The following is a 24611-nucleotide window of genomic DNA, read 5'->3' as shown; positions in this document are numbered from 1 at the left end:
TAAGGTCTGGGGGATTGGTCATTTGCATGCCATCGCAAGCGGTAGCTACTTGATACTGCCGAAGGGCTTACCCAGTTCATCCTTTTTGATCTCGCCGTTGCCGAGCCCACCGAAGACCCGGCTGTAGACGAGCTTGGCCTCGCCGGTTGCGGTATCGGCCATGAAGAGACCAAACCCGCCGCCTTTTTCACCAAAGTCGGCGCTCCATGATGAGATCTGGTAACGACCATAATTGGGCGGGCCGAAATTGTTTGTGCCGACAATGTCTCCGGCACCGGCCAACAGCATCACGGCCAAGGCGGCGAGCAAGCCCAGGCAGAAATATTTGAAACGACCTTTTTGCGGCTGAGTATCCATTGATTCTCCGGAAATTATCTTTTTTTGCCGTTAGCGGCAGTAAAATCATCAACTTGAGCGCCCTGTCCTTCAACGTCGATGATTTCCCGGTCCGTGATGAGGTTCTGCCCCAAGACTTCCGAGGCATCCTTCAGGTTGAGCTGCATCTTCACATAGGCATCCCCTTCTGGCGTCCAGCCGTATTCGGCGAGTTCCGCCATGAAGAGAGTCGCCATAACCTTGGTTTTTACCAAGTCGGAGGTGAGCATGAAGTTTTCTACGGTGGTATGGCTTTCCAATTCGAAGCCGACCAGCTGTTTGATCAGTTCCTTGTAGGCGTCCAGTTCCGCCGCGCGCAGAGCTTTGAGTGGACCAGCCGCCTTGGGGGTGGAGGTGGCGAAGCCGACGCGCCGAAAGACTTTATTTCCAAGGTTCACCGTCTGGCCATCGATGTTGGTGATACTCGGTATTTTCACTGAGGCCGTCACCTGGGCAATATCCTGGTTGGCGTCGTAAATGACTTCTTCGAAGACAATTCCCTTGATCTGGGCGGCGGTCTTGGACTCGGTGTTGCCGATGAAGCTTGCGGCAACCATGTCCTCAACCCGCTCTTCGGCCCGCAGCTTGAGTCCATAGACCGATTCAACCAAAGCGCGTTCCGCCATGACCTTCGCGGCCTTGACACTCATGATGCGTTTGTTGCCGGCCATCGCCGGCGTTGCCACCAGCAGCAGGCAGCTCAGCACCGCCAGAAAAAAACCAGGATACTTGCTAGGCATGTAACGCTCCTTTATTCGGCAGAAATTTTGGTTTGCTGGCCTTCGAAGGTAATAGGTTTTTCCTCGATCGTAGAGAACTTTCGGCTGTAAACCCTCAGATTGATAGTTCCGTCCTCAAGATATCGGGCCTCGGCTTTAAGTTCGAGCTTTCCGTCTCGAGAGAGATCTTCCTGATCAAGAAGTTGTTGATTGAGCTCGGACAGCTCCTTTACCCTTTCCTCGACCATGGCACGATTACCGGCGGTCGCTAGGGCGGCGCCGGGTCCAAAGGCGCAGAGCAACAGGGAAATAGCGACAATATGAGGTGCTTTGGTCGGCATTTTCTCACCATTCCTCGTCGCTGAGTTTTCGCCCGACCGAAGCACCGGTCGATGCAGGTGCCGTAGCCGTAGCCGGTGCGGCTTTGGGTGCCGGTGGCGGTGTCGGCTTGCTGGCGGCGGCAGCAGCTGCAGCCTTGCTTGCCTGAGCCTTTCGCGACGCCGGCTGCGTGGGAGCCGGAGCCGGAGCCGGAGCCGGTGGGGCTGGCGTCGGAGCCGGAGTGGATTGGACGGTCGCGGGTGTCGGTGTTGGCGCCTGCTGTGGCGGCGCAGCAACAGGGGTGGCGGGCGGAGTCACGCCGCTGAGAAGCATATTCCTGCGTCCAAGGGTAGCCGGTTTAATAGGAACGGACTGGAAAAGCTTGCCGTAGGTTTCAACGCTGACGCTGGTCGTCTGCATGGAGACGGAGGAGTCGACCGTGGTCAGGGCCGCCAGTGTCGGCTGATCGAGAACGCCGTTAACCGGAACGTTATGACCCATGAGGAAGAGCCAGACCTGCGCCTTGGCGATCCGTTCCGCCTCCGTGCTGCGGTAGAATTCCTGGGAGATGGAGTCCATGACCACCTGGTCCGGTTCGGCATCTTCACCAAGCAGTTTCCAATAGGGAAGATTGAGGTATTTTCCGACAATCTGCATCATGCTGGCTTCCACCAGCAGACGTACCGCCGCATGGCGACCTTGAACTTTCTTGATCGAGCCTTTGCGGCCGAAGGTGGGGCCAAAGAGGGTGATGCCGATTTCCCGCTCGGCCATGCCCTTGCTCACTTCCATGCTGTTGGTGGTATTCATGCGGGGAATACCGGCCATGGTCTGAAAGTCGAGCAGGTTGAAATCGAGAGTGATGCGCGCCAGACCGACTTTGTCCGAATCACTGTAATCAACGCTCACCGACTTGGAAGGAGCCCAGCCGGGAGCATGGGTGAAGGTGGCTTCGGCACCGGCATCGGTCCCCTTGCCGCGGGTTTCCAGGCCGCGGTCAAACTCGGTGATGCCACCGCTGATGACGACGTCGGGAATCAGCTTGTTGTCGAAGGTGGAATAGCCAGTGACGATCTGATTCTGGATGAAGGCCGGGTCGTAAGGGATGAAAGTTACCTGCCCGCCGATGGAGTTCAGCGAACTCTTGATCATCTCGGTGATATCCCGGGGGATCTCCCCGCCGGTAGTGCCCGAGGTCCCGGTATTGTCGCCGATGGGATTGCTCTGGATCTTGACTATCTGAGAGCCGTAAATTTCGGTCATGAGCCCCAGATCGCGCAAGGCCTGGGTGTAGGAGGTTGTTTTCGCCTGAGGCGCCGAATCCGGCAGCTGGACGTCCACATTGGCTGGATCGAGGCCGGCGCAGGCGGCCAACAGCAGGAAAAGCGGCAACAGCAGATATCGACAAGAGCGAGCAATACGTTCCATCCATCTATCCCTTCATCACTGTATGTGATACACCGAAACGGGCTTGGCTATTCGACCACCTGGGTCTTGTCCCCCTTGCTCTGGTCGATGATGATGATATCCCCCCTGACGTTGCCGCCCGGACCCAAGATCACACTGTTCATGTTCCCTCCACCAGTGGTGCCGGCCATGCCTTGTTCCTGCCCAGCCTGGGCGCGCACATTGGCGCGGCTTTTAGCGTCTTGGACGATAAAGCTGATGTTACGGTCTTTTTCCCCCAGTTCATCGTATTTATCCACGCCGTCATCAGTAAATTTACTGATGCCGTCATCCAGGTCATCCGCCAGGGCGACACCGGTGCCGACCAGGAGCAATCCGACGAATAGAAAGAGAGTGGCCCAGTATTTGCCTGTCATCGCCATGGTCCTTTCTTAAAGGGAACCCGTCACGCCTGGCCGGCATCGACGGGTTCATCGACTCTTGCACTGTCATTACCGCCCCCGCTTGGGGCGGGGGCGGCGTATCGAGCGGGATTACTTCACGGTCACCGAGCCCATGTTGGCTTCGTTGCCTTTGCCGATGGCGATGTTGGCGGCGCCCTGAGCGTTGGAGGTGTTGATCACCGCGCCCTTGACGGCCGAATTTTTGATGTTGGTGGAGCCCATGTTGGCGGTGTTCCCCTGGCCGATGGCGATGTTGGCGGCGCCCTGGGCGTTAGACTGGTTGATTACCGCGCCTTTGACGTCGGAGCCGACGATGTTGGTGGAGCCCATGTTGGCGGTGTTCCCCTGGCCGATGGCGATGTTGGCGGCACCTTGAGCGTTGGAGGTATTGATCACCGCGCCTTTAACGGCCGAATTTTTGATGTTGGTGGAGCCCATGTTGGCGGTATTGTCCTTGCCGATGGCAATGTTGGCGGCGCCTTGGGCGTTGGACTGGTTGATGACGGCACCCTTGATGTCGGAGCCGCTGATGTTGGTGGAGCCCATGTTGGCTTCATTGCCCTGGCCGATGGCGATGTTGGCGGCACCCTGGGCGTTGGAACGGTTGATCACCGCGCCTTTAACGGCCGAATTTTTGATGTTGGTGGAGCCCATGTTGGCGGTATTGTCCTTGCCGATGGCGATGTTGGCGGCGCCTTGAGCGTTGGACTGGTTGATGACGGCACCCTTGATGTCGGAGCCGCTGATGCCGGTGGAGCCCATGTTGGCGGTATTGCCCTGGCCGATGGCGATGTTGGCGGCACCCTGGGCGTTGGACTGGTTGATGACGGCGCCCTTGATCGCCGAATTGCTGACGCCTAGGGCGCCCATGGCGGCTTTGTTGTCCTGACCAATGGCGATGTTGGCAGCGCCTTGGGCGTTGGACTGGTTAATCAGTGCCCCCTTGATGTCCGATGCGGCGAAAGCGGTGGTACCGGCCAATACGAACATCCCTGCTACGATTGCGACCTGCTTCTTCATGTTTCCTCCTTCGTTGTTCCCCGTTGGTTTAGTGCCGTTGCGGCGGTTACGGGTTCCTCCCGTGTGTTGAAACCCGATGCTTCATTTAAGCAATCTTGCGGTTTCGGTAAATTCCACCGAAACGTTGGCGAGACCCCCGATGCTGTCGACCCGGGTACTGGTTTCAAAAAAACCCGTATGGCCCCGCGCAATGGGATGGTTACGGTTGACTTCCACTTCCACGGCCTTGAGAACAGAGTGGTCGGCACTTTTGAAGTATACCGTGGCAAAGCCGGTGACGGTAGAGAAGCCGTTGTTTTTAACTCGTCCGTTGACCACCAAAATTCGCCCGTCCGAATGAAAGTTGGCTGTCAGGTCGATGATTTCAAATTGCGGGCCGGAAAAGGTGAGCGGCCGGGAAAGTTCCTGGGATACCACCGGCACTGCTACAAGGGTCAGCGCAACAAGAAACAGAAATGAGAGTGTCAAAAGCCGAGAAAACATTCAGGCTGTCCTTTGGGATTTTCCTCTCTTTGCCGGTTGGTAGATATGTTCGTTTTTTTGGAAGGACAATACAGAAAAACTATTGAATGTCTTGTCGGAATTATTCATTTGGCGGGGCCGGGAATTCCCCCGATTCACGGCGCTTCTGCGAATAGGAATTCATTTTACATGAAACCGCCGGGTTTTTGTCAATAGCCCCGGTATTTTTCTTTAGAGGATTTTTAACATGCTAAAATCTTTTGATTTTTCTGGTAAAAAAATAGGCCTGGCAGGAACAGAAGAGTCCTCAGAAAAGGAGAACCGGGCAAAGAACATTATGCAGAGCGTAGTTAGCCACCGAGCCGAAGAGCATGTCGCGGATCTCACCGGTCCCCCGCCGGCCGAGAATGAGCAGGTTGAAGCTCTCTTCCTTGGCGATGCGACAGACGATTTGCCGGGGGGAGCCGGAGGCGAGGCGAATCTCCGTCGTCACGCCGCCCCGAGCGAGGGTGTCGCGGTGCGCTTCCAGAATCTGCCGGGCGGCCTTGCGCGCATGCTCCCGAATCATTTCTACCTGAAAATCGGGGATCATGCGGTAGTTCAGCTTGTCTTCATCGAGGACATGGAGCAGGGTGATCTCGCCGAATAAGCGTTGCTGTTCGCGGATGATTCCCTGAACGACACGGGTTGCGGTGGAAGAGCCGTTGAGGGGAACGAGAATTTTGTCGCTCATGCCGGGCGGCCTCCGATGCTCAGCCGCCGTAGCCGTAAATCAGGCGCGGCAGGAGCAGAACGAGATTGGGCCAGAACGTGAAGAGGAGCAGCAACAGTATCTGGATCACGAGGAAGGGAAAGACCGCGCGCGAGACGTAGAGCAGGTCGCGGTTGACCGTTGCTCCGGAGATATAGAGGCTCACGCCAAGGGGGGGGGTGCAGTAGCCGATCCCCAGGTTGATGGTCATGAGCAGGCCGAAGTGCATGGTGTCGACGCCGAACTTGGCGAGCAGCGGCAGAAAGATCGGGGTCAGAATGAGGGTCGCTGAGATGATGTCCATGAACATGCCGATGATCAGGAGGAGAATGTTGACCGCCAGCAGGAAGACCCACGGTGACTGGATGTTGCCGACAACGGCGTTGGCGATTTTGTCGGGAATCTGCTCGAAGGTCAGGTACTCGCCGAAGACCGAGGCGCCGGCGACGATAATGAGCAGGGTCGCCGAGGTGACGGCGGAAGCGACAATCACCGTCTTTACGTCGCGCAGACGCATGTCGCGGTGGATGACGATCTCCACGAAGAAGGCATAGAAACAGGCGACTACCGCCGCTTCGTTGGCGGTAAAGACCCCGCCGTAGATGCCGATGAAGATGATTGCCGGCAAGAGCAGAGCCCAGAAGCTCTCCTTCAGGGTGGCGATGGCTTCGGTCAGGGTCGGCTTGGAGCGGACGGCGTAGCCCTTGGAGCGGCAGACGACATAGGCGTATAGGGACATGGCGAGCATGATCAGGAAGCCGGGGATGAACCCAGTGAGAAAGAGCGCTTCCAGGGAGTCGTTGGTCACCATCGCATAGAGGATCATGGCGATCGACGGCGGGATGACGATGCCGAGAATCGGCGCCGTGGTCATGATCCCCACGCTGAAGCGTTCTTCGTAGCCGTTGTCGATCAAGGCCGGGATCATGAAGCCGCCGATGGCGACGGTCGTGGCCACGGTCGAGCCGGAGATGGCGCCGAACAGGCCGCAGGCAAGGATACCGGCCATGGCCAGTCCGCCAGGGAGAAAGCCGACCAGGACATTGGCGGTCTTGATCAGCTTTTCGACAATCGTCCCGGTGGTCATGACGTTGCCGCAGAGGACGAAGAAGAGGACCACGATCAAGGCGAATTTGTCCATGCTGCGGTAGAGGACTTCGATGACGATGCGGGGATCGATCCCCATCAGCCAGGAAAGGCCGAGGAGCCCGGTGAAGAAGAGCGCCATGAAGACCGGCACCGTAGTGGCGAGCGCGCCGAGCAGGATAGCCAATATGATCAGATAGCTGTTTTCCATGAATCCGGGATTGCTGAAAAGGTAAAAGAAACGGGAGAGCGGCGGTAAGGTATCAGAGTTCCCGTTCCCCCTGCCAGTCTTCCACCATGACCACCAAGGTGCGGAGAAACATCATTCCCCCCACCAACGGGAGCACGGCGTAAAAGTACCATTCGGGGATCTGCAGGGTCGGGGTGCGGGCGTAGGCGTCGGCGTACATCTCCAGGGTCAGCTGTCCCCCCAGCCACACCAGGGTAGCGGAAAAGGCCAGGACCGCCAGATGGCTGAACAGGTTCAGCGCGCGCTTGAGAATGGGCAGCATCTGCGGCAGGGCGTCGATGCGGATCAGCGAGCGGTGACGCACGGCGGCGCTGCAGCCGACAAAGGTGGTGAAATAGATCACCTTGCGCACCACTTCGTCCGACCAGTAGAGGTTGATGTCGGTGGTTTTGCGCAGGATGACGTTGGCCATGGCCGCGCACAGAGCCAGGCCGACGGCGAGAAAGAGCGACCAGTCCTCGATCGCGGCGAAGGTTCGGTCGATGGTTTTGAAGGCTTTTTTCAGCATGGGGAAAATCTCATCAAGGCCGGGGAGTTCCTCTCCCCGGCCGGCTTTGAACGGATCGGTCGCCTCAGGGGTTGAGCGCGGCCCGGACCTTGTTCAGGTAGTCCTGACCGATCTTTTTGCCCCAGGTCCCCAGCATCGGCGCCGCCATCTCGATCAGTTGTTGTTTGTCGTCCGCGGAAAGGGTGTAGAACTCCACCCCCTTGGCCTTGGCGTCGGCGATCATCGCCTCATGCTGGGCCTTGGTCAGCGCACGGGAGTTGGCGCTCTCCTCTTCGATCGTTTCGATGAGGATTTTTTGCAGGTCCGCCGGAAGCCGGTCAAACCAGCGCTGATTGATCATGTGGATGAAGAGTCCCTGGGCGTAGTTCACCTCGGTGAAGTATTTGGCGATGTCGAACTTCTTGGTGATATTGCAGACCGTCGGGGTGTGGTCGAGACCGTTGATCACGCCGGTCTGCAGAGCCTGGGGAACGTCGGGCCAGGGCATGACCGTGAACTTGAGCTTCCAGGCCTTGTAGAGATCGGTGTTCACCGGGGCTTCGGCGATGCGGAAGTTGACCTTGGCGGCATCGGCCAGGGTCCGTACCGGCACGGTGGTTGCCCAGCCGTAGGTGCCGTAGCCGGTGATGTCGACGACTTTCAGGCCGGCCGGCTTGGCGCTCTCGGCGAACTCTCGGAAAAGCTCTTCATTGGCGCGAAATTTGTCGAGTTTTTCGAAGGTATCGACGACGTAGGGGAGATTGACAATGCCGAGTTTGTCGGCCACGTTGGCGGCCGCCACCGACGAACACATAATCCCCTGGATCGCCCCCATTCGCAGTTTGCTCAGCACGTCCTTCTCGCCGCCGAGCTGAGAGAGCGGGCGGAAGTCCACATAGAGCCGACCCTTGCTGCGTTCCCAGGCCTTGTCGCGAATCCGGTAGCCGGCGGCGATCCCCTCCATGGCCGGATGGGAGACGTTGGAGAGAAGGTAGGTATACTCGGCGCTGCTCGGGTCGAAAGCCGGTTTCCACGAGGCCAGGGGATCGGCCTTGTCCTCCGCGAGGGCGGGCGAGACAAGCAGGGTTACGAGCAACAGGGAGAGCAGCCAGATGAGTCTTCGGGCCATGAAGTGTTTTTCCTTTCCACAAATGGCGAAATCGCGGGATGGGGAGCGCTAAAAAATTCTGTTCTGATGAGAAAAACCGCGTTTGATTATAGGGTGAAGGAAGAGGCTTGGCTAGTCGGAAGAGGAGAAGGTCGGGGGTCGGCGACGGAATTTTGGCGTAATCAAAATGATTTTGGGCAACTCACAGGCCCGCGGTTGAAACACGCCGCGGGCCTGTGAGGTTTACTGGATTAAGCCGGGCAGGAAGAGGGCCAGTTGCGGGAAGAGGAGCAAAAAGATGCAGCAGGCGAGAAGCGCCAGCAGGTAAGGAAAAACGCCGCGAAAAATGGTTTCCAGCGGGACGTCCTTGGCGATGCCGTGAACGACATAGACGTTAATCCCGACCGGCGGGGTGATGACCCCCATCTCGGTGACCAGAACGATGATGACCCCGAACCAGATGGGATCGAAACCGAGGGCTTGCACCACCGGATAAAAAATCGGCACGGTGAGCATGACCATGGCCAGGGAGTCCATGAAACAGCCGCCGAAGAGGTAGATGAGGATGATCAGACCCATGATCGCATAGGGGGGCAGGGGCAGGGAGCCGACCCAGCCTGCCAGTTCGAAGGGCACCCGGGTGATGGCCATGAACTTGCCGAAGATCACCGCGCCGGTGACGATCATCATGACCATGCAGCTGATCCGGGTGGTATCGCGCAGGGACTGGACGAAGCCCTGCCAACTCAGCCGGCGCCGGAGCAGAGCGAGGACGATGGTGAGAAAAGCGCCGACGGCGGCTGCTTCCGTTGGGGTGAAGAAGCCCAGGAAGATGCCGCCCATCACCAGCACGAAGAGGATCAGGGTTTCGATGATGCCGGCGAAGGAGCGCATCTTGCGTTTCAGCGAAGTCTTCGGCCCGGGCGGTGCCAAGGCCGGGTTGAGGCGCACCCGGAGCAGAATGGTCAGAAAAAAGAGCGCGCAAAGGAGAATGCCGGGAAGGATGCCGGCGGCGAAGAGTTTGCCGATGGACTGTTCGGTGATGATGCCGTAAACGATGAAGATCACGCTCGGCGGGATGAGGATGCCGAGGCTGCCGCCGGCGGCGACGGTGCCGGCGGCCAGACCCATGTCATAGCGCCGCCGCTGCATTTCGGGGATGGTTACCGTGGCCATGGTCGCGGCGGTGGCGTTGGTCGAACCGGAGATGGTGGAAAAACCGGCGCAGGCGCCGATGGTGGCCAAGGCCAGTCCGCCAGGGCGGTTGCCGAGCATGACGTAGGCTGCATGATAGAGGCGGCGACTGATTCCCGACTGGTAGGCGACTTGCCCCATGAAGACGAAAAGGGGGATGACGGTCAGTCCGTAAGAGGAAAAGGTATCCCAGATGTCCCGGGCCAGCAGGTTGAGACCGGCTTCGAAGTTGACGACGTAGCTGAACCCGGCCAGGCCGAGAATGGCCATGACGAAGCCCACCGGCATGCGCGAGAAAAGGCCGACGACGAGCAGAAGAATACCGATGATTCCGATAGTGGTCATGCTCATCCGCGAAAGGCTCCTTGCAGATGCCGGACAAGATCGGCGAGCAGCACCAGGCAGACGGCGGCGGCGGCGAGACCGATCCCATGAATGAAGGGATAGAAAGGGAGTTGCAGAGTCAGGGAGACCTCGCCGGAACGTCGCAGGTCTTCGGCGTACAGCACGGATCGCCAGGCGATCAGGGCAAAGAGCAGAAGACTCAGGGCCGAAGTCAGGGCGTCGACCGTCTCCCGTCCGCGTCGGGGCAGTAGCTGAACCAGGACACTAACGGCGATGTGCCCCTTTTCCACGCAGGTGTGGGCCATGGCGAAGGCCACGGCGACCGCACCGAAAAAGGAGACCAGCTCATAGGTTCCAGGAATCGGGTGACCGAAGAGGCGTAACATGACGTCGGCGCAGGTCAGCAACATCATGGCAACGATAGCCGCGCCGGCCAAGCCGAAGAGCTGTCGGGCGAAAAAGCCGGCGGTGACTTTCAGATGGTGCATGGTAAGCGAGTTCCTTCGGGGCGGGGCCAGACGTTAGGCCCACGGAGCGGAAGAGATTTGACGGCTCAGCCCCGCCCTCCATGGAGAGGGCGGGGCTGAGTCATAAGGGTTATCACGGGCGAGGCTACTTGGAGGTTTCGGCGATCAGGGCACGCAGCTCTTTCACATACTGGGCGCCGTTGGGGGTTTTGGCGATGTAGTCATTGATCACCGGCTCCACCGCCTGGCGCCAGCGGGCGCTCTCCTCGGCGGAGAGGGGGATCATTTCGTTGCCGAGGCCAAGGGTAAAGGCCTTGCCCTCCTCGTCGGCCCTGTCCCAGGCCTCGCCATGAATCTTCACCCATTCGGCGGCCACGTCCTCGACGATCTTTTGATCGGCCACAGGCAGGCTGTTCCACTGTTTCAGGTTCATGACCACGAACATCGCCGTGGTGTAGCCGATGTCGTAGCACTCGGTGGTGTACTTGATGACTTCTCCCTGCTTCCAGCCCTTGAGAGTTTCAATGGGAGCGAAGGTGCCGTCCACCACCCCTTTCTGCAGGGCTTCATAGGTATCGCCCTGGGGCATGGCTACCGGCACGCCGCCCAAGGCTTCGACCACCTGGGCGCTCAAGCCGGTGGCGCGGATCTTCATCCCCTTGAGGTCTTCCAGTTTGCGCACCGGTTTCTTGGTGTGGAGCAGACCCGGGCCGTGGGCATGGACGTAAAGCACCTTGACATCCTTGAGTTCTTCGGGATTGATCGCTTTGGTAAAGCGATCTGCGACCCAAGTCGCCACCTTGCCGTTGGGATAGCCTATGGGCAGATCGAGGGCCGCCGTGACCGGGAAGCGGCCGCGGGTATAGGCGAAGCAGGAGTTGCCCAGATCGCTGATGCCGGTGACGACGCCGTCATAGACCTGGGGCGCCTTGGTCAGCGTACCGCCGGGGAAGGGGGTCATGGTGATCCGCCCATCGGTGCGTTTCTCGACTTCCTTGGCGAAATTGGTAGCGGCGATGGCCTGCTCGTGAGTCGGCGGGAAGAAGATGCTGAAGGTATAGTTCTTGGCGTAGCCGGTGCCGGGGGCGAGGAGGATTCCCGGCAGGGTCAGAAGGATGGTCGCGAGCAGGGATACGAGGGATTTCACGTGCATGGGAGCCTCCGGGGAAAAGGTCTGGTCACGGCGGACACCCGCCGGCGGCGCGGGGTATCCCGATAAATCAAGCTAACTTAAGGGAATTTCGCAAAAATAAACGAGCCCCTGGGAAAGGTCAAGGGAAAAACCCGGACGATTGCGGGCGTTTTGCGGGGGAGGAGGCGGAAGAGTGGACCGGCTTGCTCGGGGCGAGGAATGGGGTATTTTAAACCGTATTTAATGCCCTCAAAGGGTTGTTAATTTATTGATCTTATTATATATACAGAAAATTTGAACGGAGGTGCCCCATGAAAAAAAAACCGGCAATCCTGCTTCTCTCTTTACTGTTGGGTGGGGAGCCGGCCTCTGCCGATCCGGTTGATCTGCGCCAGGCGGTGGCCGAAGCCGTACAGCGGCGGCCGCGGGTGGAAGCGGCGGCACAGGAGGCCCGGGCCACCGCCGCCGCTGTCAATGTGGCCCGGGCCGGGAGGCTCCCGCGCCTGACCCTTTCCGAAAGCTTCTACGCCACCGACGAGCCGGCCGGCAGTCTTTTTGTCAGCATGAACCAGGAAAACCTTCGGCTCAGCCAGAATGCCGACACCTACAATTTCCCTCCGTCGCGCAAGGACTTCGAAACCCGCCTGACCCTTGAGCAATCTCTGTTCGATCCGGATATCGGTTATGGGGTGAAGCGGGCGGAAAAGGGGAAGGCCCTGGCCGCGGCCGGTCTGCGGCAAACGCGAGAAGATGTCGCCTTCTCCGCCTTTTGCGCCTATCTGGAGGTGCGCCAGGCCGAGGCCGCTCTGGCCTGGGTGGAAGGATCCCGGGCCGAGGCCGGTGAAATCCTGCGCCTGGCCCGGGAGCGGCAGGCCGCCGGGGTCGGGTTGAAGGCGGATGTACTGCGCGCCGAGGCGCAACTGGGGCGCAGCGAGCGCATGCTGATCGCGGCGGAAAACGATCTGCGTCTTGCCCGTCGGGGCCTGGGGTTGGCCTTGGGGCGCGAGGACGAAGAAGTCGGCATCGTCGCGAGTCCTGATCTTCTTCCGCTTTCCGAGCCCGCTCCAGGCCCCTTGGCGCGGGCCGATCTGCAGGCTTTGGCCCTGAGTGTCGAAGAGGCAGAACTCGGCTATCACCAGGGGCGCGCCGCCTACCTTCCCCGCCTCGGCCTGAGCGCCGACTATGCCCTGCACGACGAGGAAATGCCCTTTGGCACCGATGCCGGAGCCTGGACGGTGCGGGCCGGACTGAACTGGGAGCTGTTCGACGGCTTCCGGCGTTCGCATCAGCTGGAGAAGGCCGCGGCTGAACGGCAGATGCGGGGCGCGCGTCTGCGGGAAGCGTCGTGGCAGGCCCGTTACCAGTTGGAGGAAGCGCGCCTGCGGGCGCGGGAAGCCGGGGAGCAGAAGTTTGTTGCCGCAAAGGAACTGGCCGCCGCCGAGGAGAGCCGCCGACTGCTTCTGGAACGCTACGAAGTGGGGCTGGAAGAATTTTCGACCCTGCTGGCGGCCCAGGAAGCTCTTGACCGGGCGCGCTTTGAAAATGTCGCTGCCGACAGCCGGGAGCTGCTGGCGAGCGGTGAAATCGCTTATTGTCAAGGCACCTTTTTACAGACCCTGGGAATCGAGGGGGAGGATAAACCATGAACAGGTGGCCGGCTTTCGGGATCGCGTTTTTCATGCTCATGCTGTTCGGCTGCGGCGAAACCGGCGACAGATCGATCGCTTCCCCGGCCGGTGAGGCGATCACAGGATTGACTCTGGCGAAGGCGGACGTCACTCCGCTGGCGGCGGGGGAAGCCTATGTGGCGACCCTTGAAAGTCCCGATCGGGCGACGCTGGCGGCCCGCCTTGACGGGCGGGTGGCGCGGCTGATGGTGCGGGCGGGAGAGCGGGTGGAAGAAGGGCAACTGCTGGCCGTCATCGCCGATCATGGCGCGGCGGAAGGGCGGCGCGAGGCTGAAGGCGCCTTGACCGAAGCACGCAAGGCGGCGGCCGCCGCCGAGGCGCGCCTGCGTCTGACGGAACAGACCGAGGCCCGCTATCGTCGGCTGTTCGAGCGCGAAGCCCTGACCGCTCAGGAGTTCGATAAGGTGCGCGCCGAGCTGGAAGAAGCCCGTCAGTTAGAGGCGGCGGCACAGGCGGCGATTGCCCGCGCTGCGGCGGCGCGGGACGGTGCCGACGTGACGCTCGGTCACAGTCGCATAAAGGCTCCCTATGCCGGAGTGGTGGTTGCGCTGCTGATCAAGGAGGGGGGGACGGTCTTTCCCGGCGCTCCGCTGTTCACGCTCGATCGGGTCGGGCGGACCCTGGCCCGGGTCGATCTGCCGGAAAGTCTGGCGGCGCGCATTGCTCTTGGCAGCGCCTTTACAGTGGAGATCCCGGCTCTGGGACGGGAAGTGGCGGGGAGCGTCCGCGAGCTGATCCCCGCCGCCGACCCGGCGAGCCGGACCTTTCAGGTGAAGATCGAACTGGCGACGGACGAACCCCTGCCCGCCGGGCTTTTCGCCCGGGTTCGCCCGCACGGTGACGACACGGTGGCGCTGCTGGTGCCCCGCGCGGCGCTGGTCCGGCGCGGACAGCTGGACGGGATCTATGTCGTCGAAGAGGGCATCCTGCGCTACCGGCTGGCGCGTACCGGCCGGGTCGTCGGTGACCAAGTGGAGATCCTTTCTGGCCTGCGCACGGGAGAAACGCTGGTGGTCAAAGGCGTCGCGCGGGCGAAACATGGCGCCCGGGTGGAGGACTAGGGGATGAGCGCGAAGAAGCACGCCCTGCCGACCCGCATTGTCGAGCACTTTCTTGACGGCAATCTCTCGGTGATCCTCATCCTGCTGGCGCTGCTCGCCGGCGCCGTCGCTCTGCTTCTGACCCCGCGCGAGGAGGAACCGCAGATCGTCGTCCCCCTCGCCGACGTCTATGTGCATCTCCCCGGGGCGAGCGCCGAGGAGGTGGAGAATCAGGTTGCCACCCGCCTGGAGAAACTCTTCTGGCAGGTGGACGGGGTCGAGTACGTCTATTCCATGTCCCGGCCCGATCTGGCCATCGTCACGGTGCGTTTCTACGTTGGCGAGAACCGCATCGAATCGCTGGTCAAGCTGCACAACAAGATCGCCACCCACACCGACATCGTTCCGCCGGGGGTCGCCGGCTGGGTGATCAAGCCGGTGGAGGTGGATGATGTGCCCATCGTCAACCTCTCCCTTTATTCGCAAAGCGCATCCGATCACGAGCTGCGCCGGGTCGCTGAGGAGGTGGTCGATCGTCTCCAAGCGGTGGGTAAGACCGCGGCGACAACGGTCATCGGTGGTCGCCCCCGGCAACTGCGGGTCGAGATTGATTCGACGGCCCTGGCTGGGCGCGGTCTCGATCTGCTCGACGTCCGGCGCGCCCTGGCCGGGGGTAACCTGGAACTGCCGTCCGGAACGTTTCAGCAGCTTGACGAAGAACTGCTGGTGCGCGGCGGCGCCTTCTTCCAGTCCGCCGCCGAGGTCGCCGATCTGGTGATCGGCGTCCATCAGGGGCGTCCGGTTTACCTGCGGGAGGTGGCGCGGGTGGAGGACGGTATGGCCGAACCTGACAGCTATACCCGGCTGCGCTTCGGCCCGGCCGGGGATGCCGAGGCCGCCGCCGAGGGGCGTGAGTATCAGGCGGTGCATATTGCCGTGGCCAAGCAGAAGGGGACCAATGCCGTGCGCGTCGCCGAGGAGGTGATCGGCGCGGTGGAGGACATGCGCGGGACGATCATCCCCGATGGTGTCGAGGTCCGGGTCACCCGCGATTATGGCGAAACCGCGAACCACAAGGTCAACGAGCTGATCACCCATCTGGTCATTGCCATCGTTACCGTCCTCGGTCTGGTTCTCTTCGCCCTCGGCTGGCGCGAGGCGCTGATCGTTGCGGTCTCCATCCCCATCATCTATTCTCTGACCCTGCTGGTCAACTACTGGTTCGGCTACACCATCAACCGCGTCACCCTCTTCGCCCTGGTCCTCGCCCTGGGGCTTTTGGTCGACGATCCCATCGTCGATGTGGAGAACATCTTCCGCCACTTCAAGATGAAGAAAGAGCCCCCCCGGGACGCCGTTCTCACCGCCATCGACGAAGTGCGGCCGCCGGTGATCCTGGCGACGCTGGCGGTCATTCTCTCCTTTCTGCCGATGCTCTTTATCACCGGCATGATGGGGCCGTACATGCGGCCGATGGCCATCAATCTGCCTTTGACCATGGTCATGTCGCTGCTTGTCGCTTTCACCATCACGCCGTGGATGAGTTACCATGTGCTCAAGGGCGAATACGGCAAGGAGGAAAAAGAGTTCGTCCTCGAAGAGACCCGCACCTACCGGCTTTACCGGCGCCTGCTCCTCCCCTTTCTGGCGTCGCGGCGCCGGGCCTGGTTGCTGATGGGGGGCGTGGTGGCGCTGCTGGTCGGCTCCATGGCGATGCCGGCCTTCAATTTGGTGCCGATGAAGATGCTCCCCTTCGACAACAAGAACGAGTTTCAGCTGGTGCTCGACCTCCCCGAAGGGACGACCCTGGAGCGCACCGACGCGGCGGCGCGGGCGCTGGAGGACTATCTGGCGACCGTTCCCGAGGTCACCGACTTCCAGGCCTACGTCGGCACCGCCAGCGCCATGGACTTTAACGGTCTGGTGCGCCATTACTATCTGCGCCAGGGGGCGAACCTCGCCGATATCCGCGTCAATCTGGTGGACAAAAGCCGGCGTGACCTGCAGAGCCACGCCCTAACCCTGCGCTTGCGCGACGATCTTGCCGCCATCGCCGCCCGTCACGGCGCCAGCTTGAAGGTGGTGGAATCGCCGCCGGGGCCGCCGGTCATTGCCACCCTCACTGCCGAGATCTATGCCGAACCCGGGGTTCCTTACGCCGAGCAGGTAGCGGCCGCCCGGCTGGTACGGGAACGCATGGTCGTTGAAGACAAGGTGCGGGATGTGGATGACACGGTGGAATATGCCCAGCGTCGTTTCGTTTTCGTCCCCGACCGGGAGAAGGCGGCCTTGGCCGGGATCGACACCACCCGCATCGCCGAGACGCTGGCCGTCGCCTTGGGCGGCGCCGGGGTGGGGACGGTGCATGTGGACAGCGAGCGCCACCCGCTCAGTATCCTGTTGCGGCTGTCCACGGCGGAGCGTTCCTCCCTGGCGGCCCTGGAAGGGCTGCTGCTCAAGGGGGGAGCGGGACAGCTGGTGCGCCTTTCCGAGTTGGGGCGTTTCCTTCCCGAGCATCTGGAGCCGACCATCTACCACAAGAATTTGCAACGGGTCGTCTACGTCTTCGGCGAGATGGCGGGAAAGAGTCCGGTCAACGCCGTTCTCAATCTCAGCAACCATTTCCGGGAAAACCCCCTGCCTGCGGGGACGCGGGTCGTCTGGAGCGGCGAAGGGGAGTGGCAGATCACCCTCGACGTCTTCCGCGACCTGGGCATCGCCTTCGGCGCCGCGCTGCTGCTGATCTATCTGCTTTTGCTCATCGAAACCAAATCCTACGGCCTGCCGATGATCATCATGGGGGCGATTCCCCTGACCATGATCGGCATCATGCCCGGCTTCTGGCTGCTCAATTTGCTGTTGAACCGTCCGGTGGGCGGCTACGATACGCCGGTGTTTTTCACCGCCACCGCCATGATCGGCATGATCGCCCTCGCCGGTATCGTCGTGCGCAACTCGATTATTCTCATCGACTTTATTCAGCATGCGGTGAAGCGCGGTCTGCCTCTCCGAGAGGCTCTGGTGGAGAGCGGTGCGACGCGCCTGCGGCCGATCCTGCTTACCGCCGGAGCGGCGCTCTTGGGCAACTGGATCATCACCCTCGACCCGATCTTCTCAGGTCTCGCGTGGTCGATCATCTTCGGGGTCTTCGCCTCTACCGCTTTCACCCTGGTCGTCATCCCCGTGGTTTACTGGCTCATTTACGGCAAAGCCGAGCAACCTTCACAAGGAAGGCGCGACTCATGACCGTCCACCGCCCTCTCCGTCTCTTCGCCGGCTCTGTTGTCCTGCTCAGCGTGCTGCTCGCGCCGATCACGCCGGCCACGGGCTGTGGCTGACTGCCTTCGTCGCTCGCCGCCTGATTCAGAGCCTTCTCAGCGGTTAATGACCGTCCTGCGCAGACCGGGAGTCAAGGACGAGAAACCCCGGACGCTGAACAAAAAAATCCCCGCAATCTGTCTTGGGATCGCGGGGATTTTTTTGTGCTGTGCGCAGAAATCAGCGGCGGCTTTTTTCCTTGTCGGCGGCGGTAGGGGTACCGGGCGTTTCCAAGTGGATAAAGGTGCCGCCCAGCTCCTTGAGCTGCCGGGTGAGGTTTTCCAGTTCCGCCGCTTCCCGGCCGATGGCTTCGGATTTCAGGGCGTTATTCTTCAGGCGCTCTTCCGACTTGGCGAAGTGGGCGAGAATCTGCTCGGCCATAGTCCGCTGGTGGCGTGTGGCCTCGAAGATGGTACGGACCTGAACTTCCCGCTCGGCGAGGCCATGGTCGAACTGCCGGTTGGCCTTGACCTGTTCGGCCATGCCCCGGGCAATCTGGTCGGCGGCGGCCTTCATTTCCGAAACCCCTTCCTGGGTCTGGGCGATGGCGACCTGCTGCTCCTGAACGATACGGGTGATCGACTTGACCGACTGCAGGCTGCGGCCGGCGTCATTGAGCAGGGCACGGGCGCGGCGCCCCTGCTGTTCGGTGAGTTCGGCGATTTCGTCGGAGGCGGCGGCCGCTTCGTTGGAGCTTTCGAAGATCTTGCTCAGCGCCTCGCCGGCGGATTGGGAAAGCTCCCGCCCTTTGGCAATGGCTCGGGCGGTGGCGTCGACCGCCGTGGTGACTTCCTGGGTATCGCCGCCGATGGCCTTGACGATCTGTTGGATGTCCTGAGCACTGGTCGTGGTCCGGTCGGCGAGGTCGCGGATTTCCTCGGCGACGACGGAAAATCCCTTGCCTTCTTCCCCAGCCTTGGCGGCGATGATGGCGGCATTGAAGGCGAGGAGCTCGGTATCGGAGACCAGTTCCTTGATGACCTCGATGATCTTCGCCACTTCCCGGGTCTGCCGGGACAGGCGTTCCATGGCGTCGGTGGCCTTGCGGCTTTCCTCCTCGATCCGGGCCATCTCGGCCATCGAGCTGCGCACAACCTGCAAACCGTTTTCGGCATCTTCCTTGACCATGTTTGCCGACTGGGCGCTGGCGATGGCGCCGGACTGCACTCGCGCCAGGGTCTCGCCGATGGAATCGAGATCGTGGGTGGTCCCTTCCACGGAATGGGTTACGGCCTCGGTCTGGGTGACGATTTCATGAATACTGGCGGCCATCTGGTCAACGGTCGCGGTAGTTTCCAGGAATTTGGCCGTCGAATGTTCCATGGCGCCGCTCATTTCCGCCAGAGACGCGGAAAGCTCCCGCGACCAGGCCGCCTCGTCCTGGGCTTTTTCACTCAGGGATTCGACTTGCAGAATGACCTCCTGCTGCTGCCCTTCCATGGTCTGCATGTCCTGACGGGCGTGGGTGGCTGCTTTGATCCCCTCCTTGGAGCGTTCGGAGAGGAAATGGCTGAGTTGGGTCAGTCCCCGGTGATGGGGAAGAAACTGGTCGGTGGTTGCCAGTAACTGGCGAACGAGGGTGTCGGCCCGACCGACGGCGGCGGTCAGCGCTTCGTCCAGGGCTTCAACACTCTCCTGGGCAATGGGGATGTCACCGACCAGAGGACGTAAGAGATCGATCTGGCGACGCAGTTGCTTTTTCAGGGTCAGTCGGCCGACACAGAACATGGCTGAGGAGAGCAGCAGGCCGACGAGTAGACAGCCCGCGAAAACGAGGGGAAAGGAGGTCTCGGTGGCGAGCAGAGGACCGATCGCCAGCGGGAAGAGAAATCCGGCGCCTAGTCCGAGGCCATGGGTCAGATAGAAGAGCTTGCGAAGATAGGAGATTTTGCTGTAACCCTCGTCCGGCATAGATCCTCCCCGCTGTTGTTGCCGCTTTCCAAGAAAAATCGGTGCCTTGCCAAATAACACAGAATGATGGTCATGACAAGGTCTTTATCTTGAGTGAATCTCTTGGGAAGGGGGAAAACTTTCACCGGAAGGGGGGCTGTGCTAGCATCAGGCCATGATGATTGACCCGCCTCTGTTTTTCGATACCCATGCGCATCTGGATTTGTCTCCGTTGCGGGAAAATCTGGCGGCGGAACTCGCCCTCGCCCGCGCCGCCGGGGTGGGCGCCTGGGTCGTTCCCGGGGTCCGCCCCGACGGCTGGCCGGCGCTGATGGCGACGGCCGCAGATATTCCGGAAGCGCTGGCGGCGCCGGGGGTGCATCCCCTGGCGGCGGGGGAGTGGAACGAGGAGACTGCGGCCGTCCTGACGGCCCTGCTCGATGGGGCGGTGGCCGTCGGTGAAATCGGGCTGGACGGCTATCTCCCCTCCCCGGCTCTTCAGGAGCGGGCCTTTCGTGCCCAAGTGCGTCTGGCGGTGGTGGCGCGGCGGCCGATTTTGATTCATTGCCGGAAAGCCATGGGGCGCACCCTGGAGATTCTGCGGCACGAAGGAGCACAGCGGGTGGGGGGGATCTTTCACGCTTTTTCCGGCAGTCTGGAATCGGCCCGGGAAGCTTTGCGGTTGAATTTCGCCATCGCTTTCGGCGGTGCCCTGACCTTCACCGGCGCCCGGCGTGGGCCGGAACTGGCCCGTGTCCTTCCCCGTGAATGGTTGGTGCTGGAGAGCGACGCCCCCGATCTGGCGCCGGAGCCTTACCGGGGGCAAAGCAATCGTCCCGCCTATCTGCTCTTGGTGGCCGAGCGCTTGGCCGCCCTGCGCGGCTGGTCGCCGGCGGAGACGGCGGCGATCACCACCGCCAATGCCCGGCGGGTGCTGGGCTTGCATCCTTATTGACGAGCAGGAGGTGGCACTTTTGTCCGAAAATCGCTTCAGTCGCATGGAACTGCTGGTTGGGGGCGACGGTCTGCGCCGTCTGGCGGAGGCCTCGGTGGCGGTCTTCGGGGTCGGTGGTGTCGGCGGTTACGCCGTCGAGGCTCTGGCCCGCGCCGGGGTCGGCCGCTTGACCCTGGTCGATTTCGATGTTGTCGCGCCGAGCAATATCAACCGCCAGATCCATGCCTTGGAGGAGACGGTTGGCCGCGCCAAGGTGCAGGTCATGGCCGAGCGTTGCCGGGCGATCAATCCGCTGATCCAGGTGGAACCCTTGCGCGAGTTCTACGGCGCAGAGAACTCTGAAATGCTCCTTGGGCGCGGCTACGATCGGGTGCTCGACTGTATCGATCACATTACCGCCAAGCTGCATCTGATCCAGAGCTGCAAGGAGCGGGGCTTGCCGATCATTTCCTCGATGGGGGCGGCGAACAAGCTCGATCCCACCAAAGTGACGACGGCGGATCTCTTTCAGACCCAGAAATGCCGGCTGGCCAAGATCCTGCGCAAGGAACTGCGCAAGCGCGGGATTGAGTCCGGAGTTCCGGTGGTCTACTCGACGGAGGAATTTCGTCCGCTCACCGGTGCGGATCCGGAAGCGGGAAGGCGACGGGTGACCCTTGGCAGTTCTTCCTATATCCCCCCGCTCTTCGGCCTGACCATGGCCGGCGAAGTCATCCGTGAACTGGTCGCGGACCCGGCCCGTCGCGGGGGGGTAGATGAAATCTGATGAAATTTCTTTTTGGAGGTTGATGACCGTGTCCCCTTCCCTTTCCTCAACGAATTCCACTTCGTCGGCACTAAACGATGTTCGGCGTCAGGAAGCCTATTTTGCCGACGGAGCGCTGGCGCGGCAACTGCTCGATGCCTTGCCGGGGGTGCTGCTGGTGCTTAATGGCCAGCGTCGGATCGTGCACGCCAATCGTGCCCTGCTCGACCTCTGCGGGTTGTCCGATGTGGCGGCCTGCATCGGCAGGCGGATCGGCGATCTGCTCGAATGCGAACACGCCGTCCAAGCTTCGGACGGTTGCGGTTGTGCCGGACCCTGCGAAAGCTGCGGCGCGATTCTCGCCGCACTCTCCGGTTTGGCCGGTGTCGGCGCGAGCCGCGAGTGTCGCCTGACCCGCTTGCGCGGCGAGCGTCTGGAGGCCCTTGATCTGCGTGCTGAAGCGACTCCTCTGCGTTACCGGAGAGAGGATTTCGTGATTATGGCCCTGACCGACATCAGCCACGAGAAACGGCGCCAAGTGCTGGAGAGCATCTTTTTTCACGATGTGCTTAATCTGATGGGGAGCGTTCGCGGCTTTACCGAGCTGTTGCAGACCTATGACATGGATCGGCGCCCCGAGATCTATCGCCTGTTGCATGAGGCCGCCGATCAGGTCATCGACGAAATCGAGGGGCAACGCCTGCTTCTCGCCGCTGAACGGGGTGGTTTGCAGCTCAAGCCGGAACCCTTCGACGGCAGGGAGTTGCTGGCGCACCTGGCCGAGCTTTATCGAGCCCACCCTGTTTGCGGCGGGCGGCGCATCGAGCTTGCGGTTGCCGGTGAGCCGGTGCCCTTGGTCAGCGATCGTGCCTTGGTCAGGCGGATTCTCGGTAATATGCTGAAAAATGCCCTGGAGGCCTGCGCCGAGGGAGAAACCGTGACCCTTGGCTGTGGCGGCGAAGCGCCCTGGGCGGAGTTTTTCGTGCACAATCCCGGCGGCATTCTTCCCCGCATCCAGCGGCAGATTTTCAAAAGAAATTTTTCCACCAAGGGGGGTGATCGCGGTCTCGGCACCTACGGCATGCGCCTGCTCAGCGGCTATCTGCACGGCGAGGTCCGTTTCACCAGCGCCCATGAGACGGGAACCCGCTTCGCTCTGCGCCTGCCGCTGGGTTGGCCGGATGTTCGAAGGGAGGATCGCGGAGATAACGGTATCGGGTAAAGAATTGCTCCATTATTTTGTCCGCCTGCCGTTGCTGGTGCTGCCGGTTTCGGGATGACGGCAGTGAGGGGTTGATGGACGATCTGATGCAACGGGCACAGATCAACTGGGTGGTGATCAACGGGCATCCAATGACGCTGTTGAGTACGAGCTGTATCTGTCGACTGACAACCGCAATTGGACTCGGGTACAGACAGAGGATTCCGGGAATGGGGGCGTTGGCGAGATCGCCGTTACCGTCTGTAACGCTCGTTATGCCCGGCTTCTTTGTAAAAAAACAGCTATGTCGGCTACCCGGATCATGACCTGGAAATGGACGCCTCTCGAACCCTGCCGCTCTGTAGCGAAAACGCATTTTTGATTTCGCTGTTCCAGCCAGGGAAGGGATACGCGATACGCCTTTTCTCTTCTGAAATTGGATTCGATATTGCATATCGGGTCGGTGTTGTCAACGTATGCCACGATGGGAGGTCTTGTTATGAAAAAGGTTCTGATTGTGGACGACAGTATCGCCGTCGCCCGACAGCTTGAAAAAATTCTGACCGGTTCCGAGGAGTTCGAAGTGGCCGGACACGCTAAAAACGGTGCCGAGGCGATTAAGATGAAGCAGACAACCCGGCCGGATTTGATCTGCATGGATATGAATATGCCGGTCATGGACGGGTTAACCGCCCTGCGCACACTGATGGCCATGGATCCCAACGCCAAGGTGGTCATGGTCACTTCCCTCGGCGGGGTTGGAGACAAGTTTGCTGAAGCTTTGCGCCTGGGAGCAAAAACGGTAATCTCCAAACCGTTTGACGCCGATGCGGTGCTTCAGACTCTGCGTGATCTTTGACCGGACCCTGCTGGTTGGAGGCCATTCGCCAGGGAGATAAAATATTTTTTGACAAGGGGGCCGTTCATGGCTGTCAAATTTTTCGGTCAGTTTCTGTTGGAGCATCATGCGGTCAAGCAAGAGGATCTGCTGAAGGCGATCGAGTTGCAGGAGACCACCAACCTCAAGTTTGGTGCCACCGCTCTCGCCATGGGGTTGATTTCCTTGACCTCCTTCGAACGCGTCCACAATGCTCAACGTCTGGAAGATCTCAAATTCGGGGATATGGCGATCAAACTCGGCATTTTGACTGAGGAACAGGTTAAACAGGTACTGATCCGCCAAAAAAACAACCATTTGTATATCGGTGAGGCGTTGGTGCGCATCGGCGCCTTGAGCTCCGAGGATCTCAAGCATTATCTCGATGCCTTCAAGGAAGATCAGGCCCCCTATGTGGTCGATCGGATCGTCATCCCCGCTGAAGTTTCCCATCCCCAGGTGTGGGAAATCTGTGCCGATCTGACTTTCAAGCTGCTGTTGCGCGTGGCAGGTCTCGCTACGCGAACGACCGCAGGTCAAATTTCCGACACTCTGGATCCGTTATTTCAGGCGGCCATCATGCCCTTCAAAGGAACGGTACAGGGTCGTTATGCTCTGTGCGTCACCGAAGCGACGCGTCTCGCCATTGCCAAGGCGATTCTCAAAGAGGATTCCGTGGCCGGAGAGGCGGAAGAAGTGCTCAATGATACGGTGCTGGAATTTGTCAATATCATCTGCGGCAATATCGCCGCCAAGTCGGCGCAACTCGGAGTCTCCTTCGAAATCGACCCTCCTTACATGCATCCGTCCTCGGCAGGTTCTCTGAATGCTCAGCCTGGGGAAAAAATCCTCACATTTCCCATTCATGTCGCCGATGGCGACGCCATCATCCTGGCCTTGTTCATCAAAGACTGAGTTTCGCCATTGGCGATACCATTGCGGAAGCGGCGAAGTGAAAGTCCTTCGCCGCTTTTTTGGGTGCGCCAGGCATGGCACGTGGTGCGCAAGCACCAGATGATTGATCGTGGTGGTCAATCAAGGACTTGGAGGTGAAAGTCCTCTGCGGACCCTGATGACGGGAACCGCTAGCCGAACGGCAAGGGTGTCCATCGCGAGGTGGAATCTGAAGGAAGCCACAGGCAAAATCCCGGCCCGACGAACAGAAATCGCATACGAGGCAGTCCCATCCGGGCGAGAAGGCAAATCTCTTCAAAGCCCGATAGTCATCCGGGAGGGTGGGGCTGTAGATGCGGCGGGTATATGGGAGGAAGGTCACGCGCATTACCCTGGGAGGTCTGTCAATCTGCCTCGTGCTACCGACGTCGCAAGGCGT

The 24611-nt window shown here is 60.6% G+C and carries 23 protein-coding genes; 8 read left to right on the top strand and 15 right to left on the bottom strand.

Translation table 11 applies throughout. The annotated features are described in order from the left end of the window. Nucleotides 1-45 precede the first annotated feature (45 nt). The 14 genes from RBR25_RS10400 to RBR25_RS10335 all read right to left on the bottom strand — a co-directional run bounded on the left by RBR25_RS10400 (nt 46) and on the right by RBR25_RS10335 (nt 11585). Nucleotides 46-357, bottom strand: coding sequence for a hypothetical protein (locus RBR25_RS10400; RefSeq protein ID WP_432819484.1), 312 nt, complete (start codon nt 355-357; stop codon nt 46-48). Between the two features lie 14 nt (nt 358-371). Beyond that, entirely contained in the window at nt 372-1115 is a 744-nt protein-coding gene (locus RBR25_RS10395) for a hypothetical protein (RefSeq protein ID WP_432819483.1), read from the bottom strand. Between the two features lie 11 nt (nt 1116-1126). Continuing rightward, nucleotides 1127-1435, bottom strand: a complete 309-nt coding sequence (locus tag RBR25_RS10390) for a hypothetical protein (protein ID WP_432819482.1) — start codon at nt 1433-1435, stop codon at nt 1127-1129. Nucleotides 1436-1439: 4 nt separating this feature from the next. Then, entirely contained in the window at nt 1440-2840 is a 1401-nt protein-coding gene (locus tag RBR25_RS10385) for a DUF4384 domain-containing protein (protein WP_432819481.1), read from the bottom strand. 47 nt (nt 2841-2887) lie between these two features. Continuing rightward, nucleotides 2888-3241: a hypothetical protein gene (locus RBR25_RS10380; RefSeq protein ID WP_432819480.1), complete on the bottom strand. Its 354-nt coding sequence runs from the start codon at nt 3239-3241 to the stop codon at nt 2888-2890. Nucleotides 3242-3352: 111 nt separating this feature from the next. Further along, on the bottom strand, nt 3353-4282 hold the full coding sequence (locus RBR25_RS10375) for a hypothetical protein (protein WP_432819479.1): 930 nt from the start codon (nt 4280-4282) through the stop codon (nt 3353-3355). Nucleotides 4283-4363: 81 nt separating this feature from the next. After that, on the bottom strand, nt 4364-4765 hold the full coding sequence (locus RBR25_RS10370; RefSeq protein WP_432819478.1) for a hypothetical protein: 402 nt from the start codon (nt 4763-4765) through the stop codon (nt 4364-4366). Between the two features lie 286 nt (nt 4766-5051). After that, on the bottom strand, nt 5052-5477 hold the full coding sequence (locus tag RBR25_RS10365) for a universal stress protein (RefSeq protein ID WP_432819477.1): 426 nt from the start codon (nt 5475-5477) through the stop codon (nt 5052-5054). Between the two features lie 19 nt (nt 5478-5496). Beyond that, entirely contained in the window at nt 5497-6792 is a 1296-nt protein-coding gene (locus tag RBR25_RS10360) for a TRAP transporter large permease (RefSeq protein WP_432819476.1), read from the bottom strand. A gap of 52 nt (nt 6793-6844) precedes the next feature. Further along, nucleotides 6845-7339 carry a TRAP transporter small permease gene (locus RBR25_RS10355; RefSeq protein WP_432819475.1) on the bottom strand — a complete coding sequence of 165 codons (495 nt, stop codon included), beginning with the start codon at nt 7337-7339 and terminating at the stop codon, nt 6845-6847. Nucleotides 7340-7403: 64 nt separating this feature from the next. Then, nucleotides 7404-8447 (bottom strand): TRAP transporter substrate-binding protein, encoded by a 1044-nt coding sequence (locus tag RBR25_RS10350; RefSeq protein WP_432819474.1) that lies wholly within the window; start codon nt 8445-8447, stop codon nt 7404-7406. Nucleotides 8448-8669: 222 nt separating this feature from the next. Then, nucleotides 8670-9971 (bottom strand): TRAP transporter large permease, encoded by a 1302-nt coding sequence (locus RBR25_RS10345; protein ID WP_432819473.1) that lies wholly within the window; start codon nt 9969-9971, stop codon nt 8670-8672. Further along, entirely contained in the window at nt 9968-10453 is a 486-nt protein-coding gene (locus RBR25_RS10340; protein WP_432819472.1) for a TRAP transporter small permease, read from the bottom strand. Before RBR25_RS10340 ends, RBR25_RS10345 begins: the two co-directional genes overlap by 4 nt. A 124-nt stretch (nt 10454-10577) precedes the next feature. Further along, complete coding sequence (locus RBR25_RS10335) at nt 10578-11585, bottom strand: TRAP transporter substrate-binding protein (protein WP_432819471.1); 1008 nt, start codon at nt 11583-11585, stop codon at nt 10578-10580. Nucleotides 11586-11875: 290 nt separating this feature from the next. On the opposite strand from RBR25_RS10335, the gene RBR25_RS10330 reads away from it, so the two are divergent. The 3 genes from RBR25_RS10330 to RBR25_RS10320 are packed head-to-tail and all read left to right on the top strand — an operon-like array spanning nt 11876 to nt 17538. Beyond that, a complete protein-coding gene (locus tag RBR25_RS10330) occupies nt 11876-13210 on the top strand; it encodes a TolC family protein (protein ID WP_432819470.1) in 1335 nt (444 codons plus the stop codon). Beyond that, nucleotides 13207-14313 carry an efflux RND transporter periplasmic adaptor subunit gene (locus RBR25_RS10325; RefSeq protein ID WP_432819469.1) on the top strand — a complete coding sequence of 369 codons (1107 nt, stop codon included), beginning with the start codon at nt 13207-13209 and terminating at the stop codon, nt 14311-14313. The genes RBR25_RS10330 and RBR25_RS10325 overlap by 4 nt, the downstream gene beginning before the upstream one ends. Before the next feature lie 3 nt (nt 14314-14316). Then, nucleotides 14317-17538 carry an efflux RND transporter permease subunit gene (locus tag RBR25_RS10320; protein ID WP_432819468.1) on the top strand — a complete coding sequence of 1074 codons (3222 nt, stop codon included), beginning with the start codon at nt 14317-14319 and terminating at the stop codon, nt 17536-17538. Nucleotides 17539-17790: 252 nt separating this feature from the next. Here RBR25_RS10320 and RBR25_RS10315 read toward each other — a convergent pair whose 3' ends face one another. Next, on the bottom strand, nt 17791-19521 hold the full coding sequence (locus RBR25_RS10315; RefSeq protein ID WP_432819467.1) for a methyl-accepting chemotaxis protein: 1731 nt from the start codon (nt 19519-19521) through the stop codon (nt 17791-17793). A 154-nt stretch (nt 19522-19675) separates the two neighbouring features. On the opposite strand from RBR25_RS10315, the gene RBR25_RS10310 reads away from it, so the two are divergent. From RBR25_RS10310 to RBR25_RS10290, 5 genes are all read left to right on the top strand, one after another. Continuing rightward, nucleotides 19676-20455: a TatD family hydrolase gene (locus tag RBR25_RS10310; RefSeq protein ID WP_432819466.1), complete on the top strand. Its 780-nt coding sequence runs from the start codon at nt 19676-19678 to the stop codon at nt 20453-20455. Between the two features lie 19 nt (nt 20456-20474). Next, nucleotides 20475-21221, top strand: a complete 747-nt coding sequence (locus RBR25_RS10305; protein WP_432819465.1) for a tRNA threonylcarbamoyladenosine dehydratase — start codon at nt 20475-20477, stop codon at nt 21219-21221. 28 nt (nt 21222-21249) lie between these two features. After that, the gene (locus tag RBR25_RS10300; protein ID WP_432819464.1) at nt 21250-22422 is read left to right on the top strand and encodes a PAS domain-containing sensor histidine kinase; all 1173 of its coding nucleotides are present in this window, start codon (nt 21250-21252) and stop codon (nt 22420-22422) included. 478 nt (nt 22423-22900) lie between these two features. Beyond that, nucleotides 22901-23260, top strand: a complete 360-nt coding sequence (locus RBR25_RS10295; protein ID WP_432819463.1) for a response regulator — start codon at nt 22901-22903, stop codon at nt 23258-23260. A 66-nt stretch (nt 23261-23326) separates the two neighbouring features. After that, the gene (locus tag RBR25_RS10290; RefSeq protein WP_432819462.1) at nt 23327-24193 is read left to right on the top strand and encodes a chemotaxis protein CheX; all 867 of its coding nucleotides are present in this window, start codon (nt 23327-23329) and stop codon (nt 24191-24193) included. Nucleotides 24194-24611: the final 418 nt, after the last annotated feature.

This window comes from Trichloromonas sp. (assembly GCF_034006665.1).
In the GTDB taxonomy this organism is placed as follows: domain Bacteria; phylum Desulfobacterota; class Desulfuromonadia; order Desulfuromonadales; family Trichloromonadaceae; genus Trichloromonas.
This window is presented reverse-complemented; position numbering and strand designations above follow the sequence as displayed.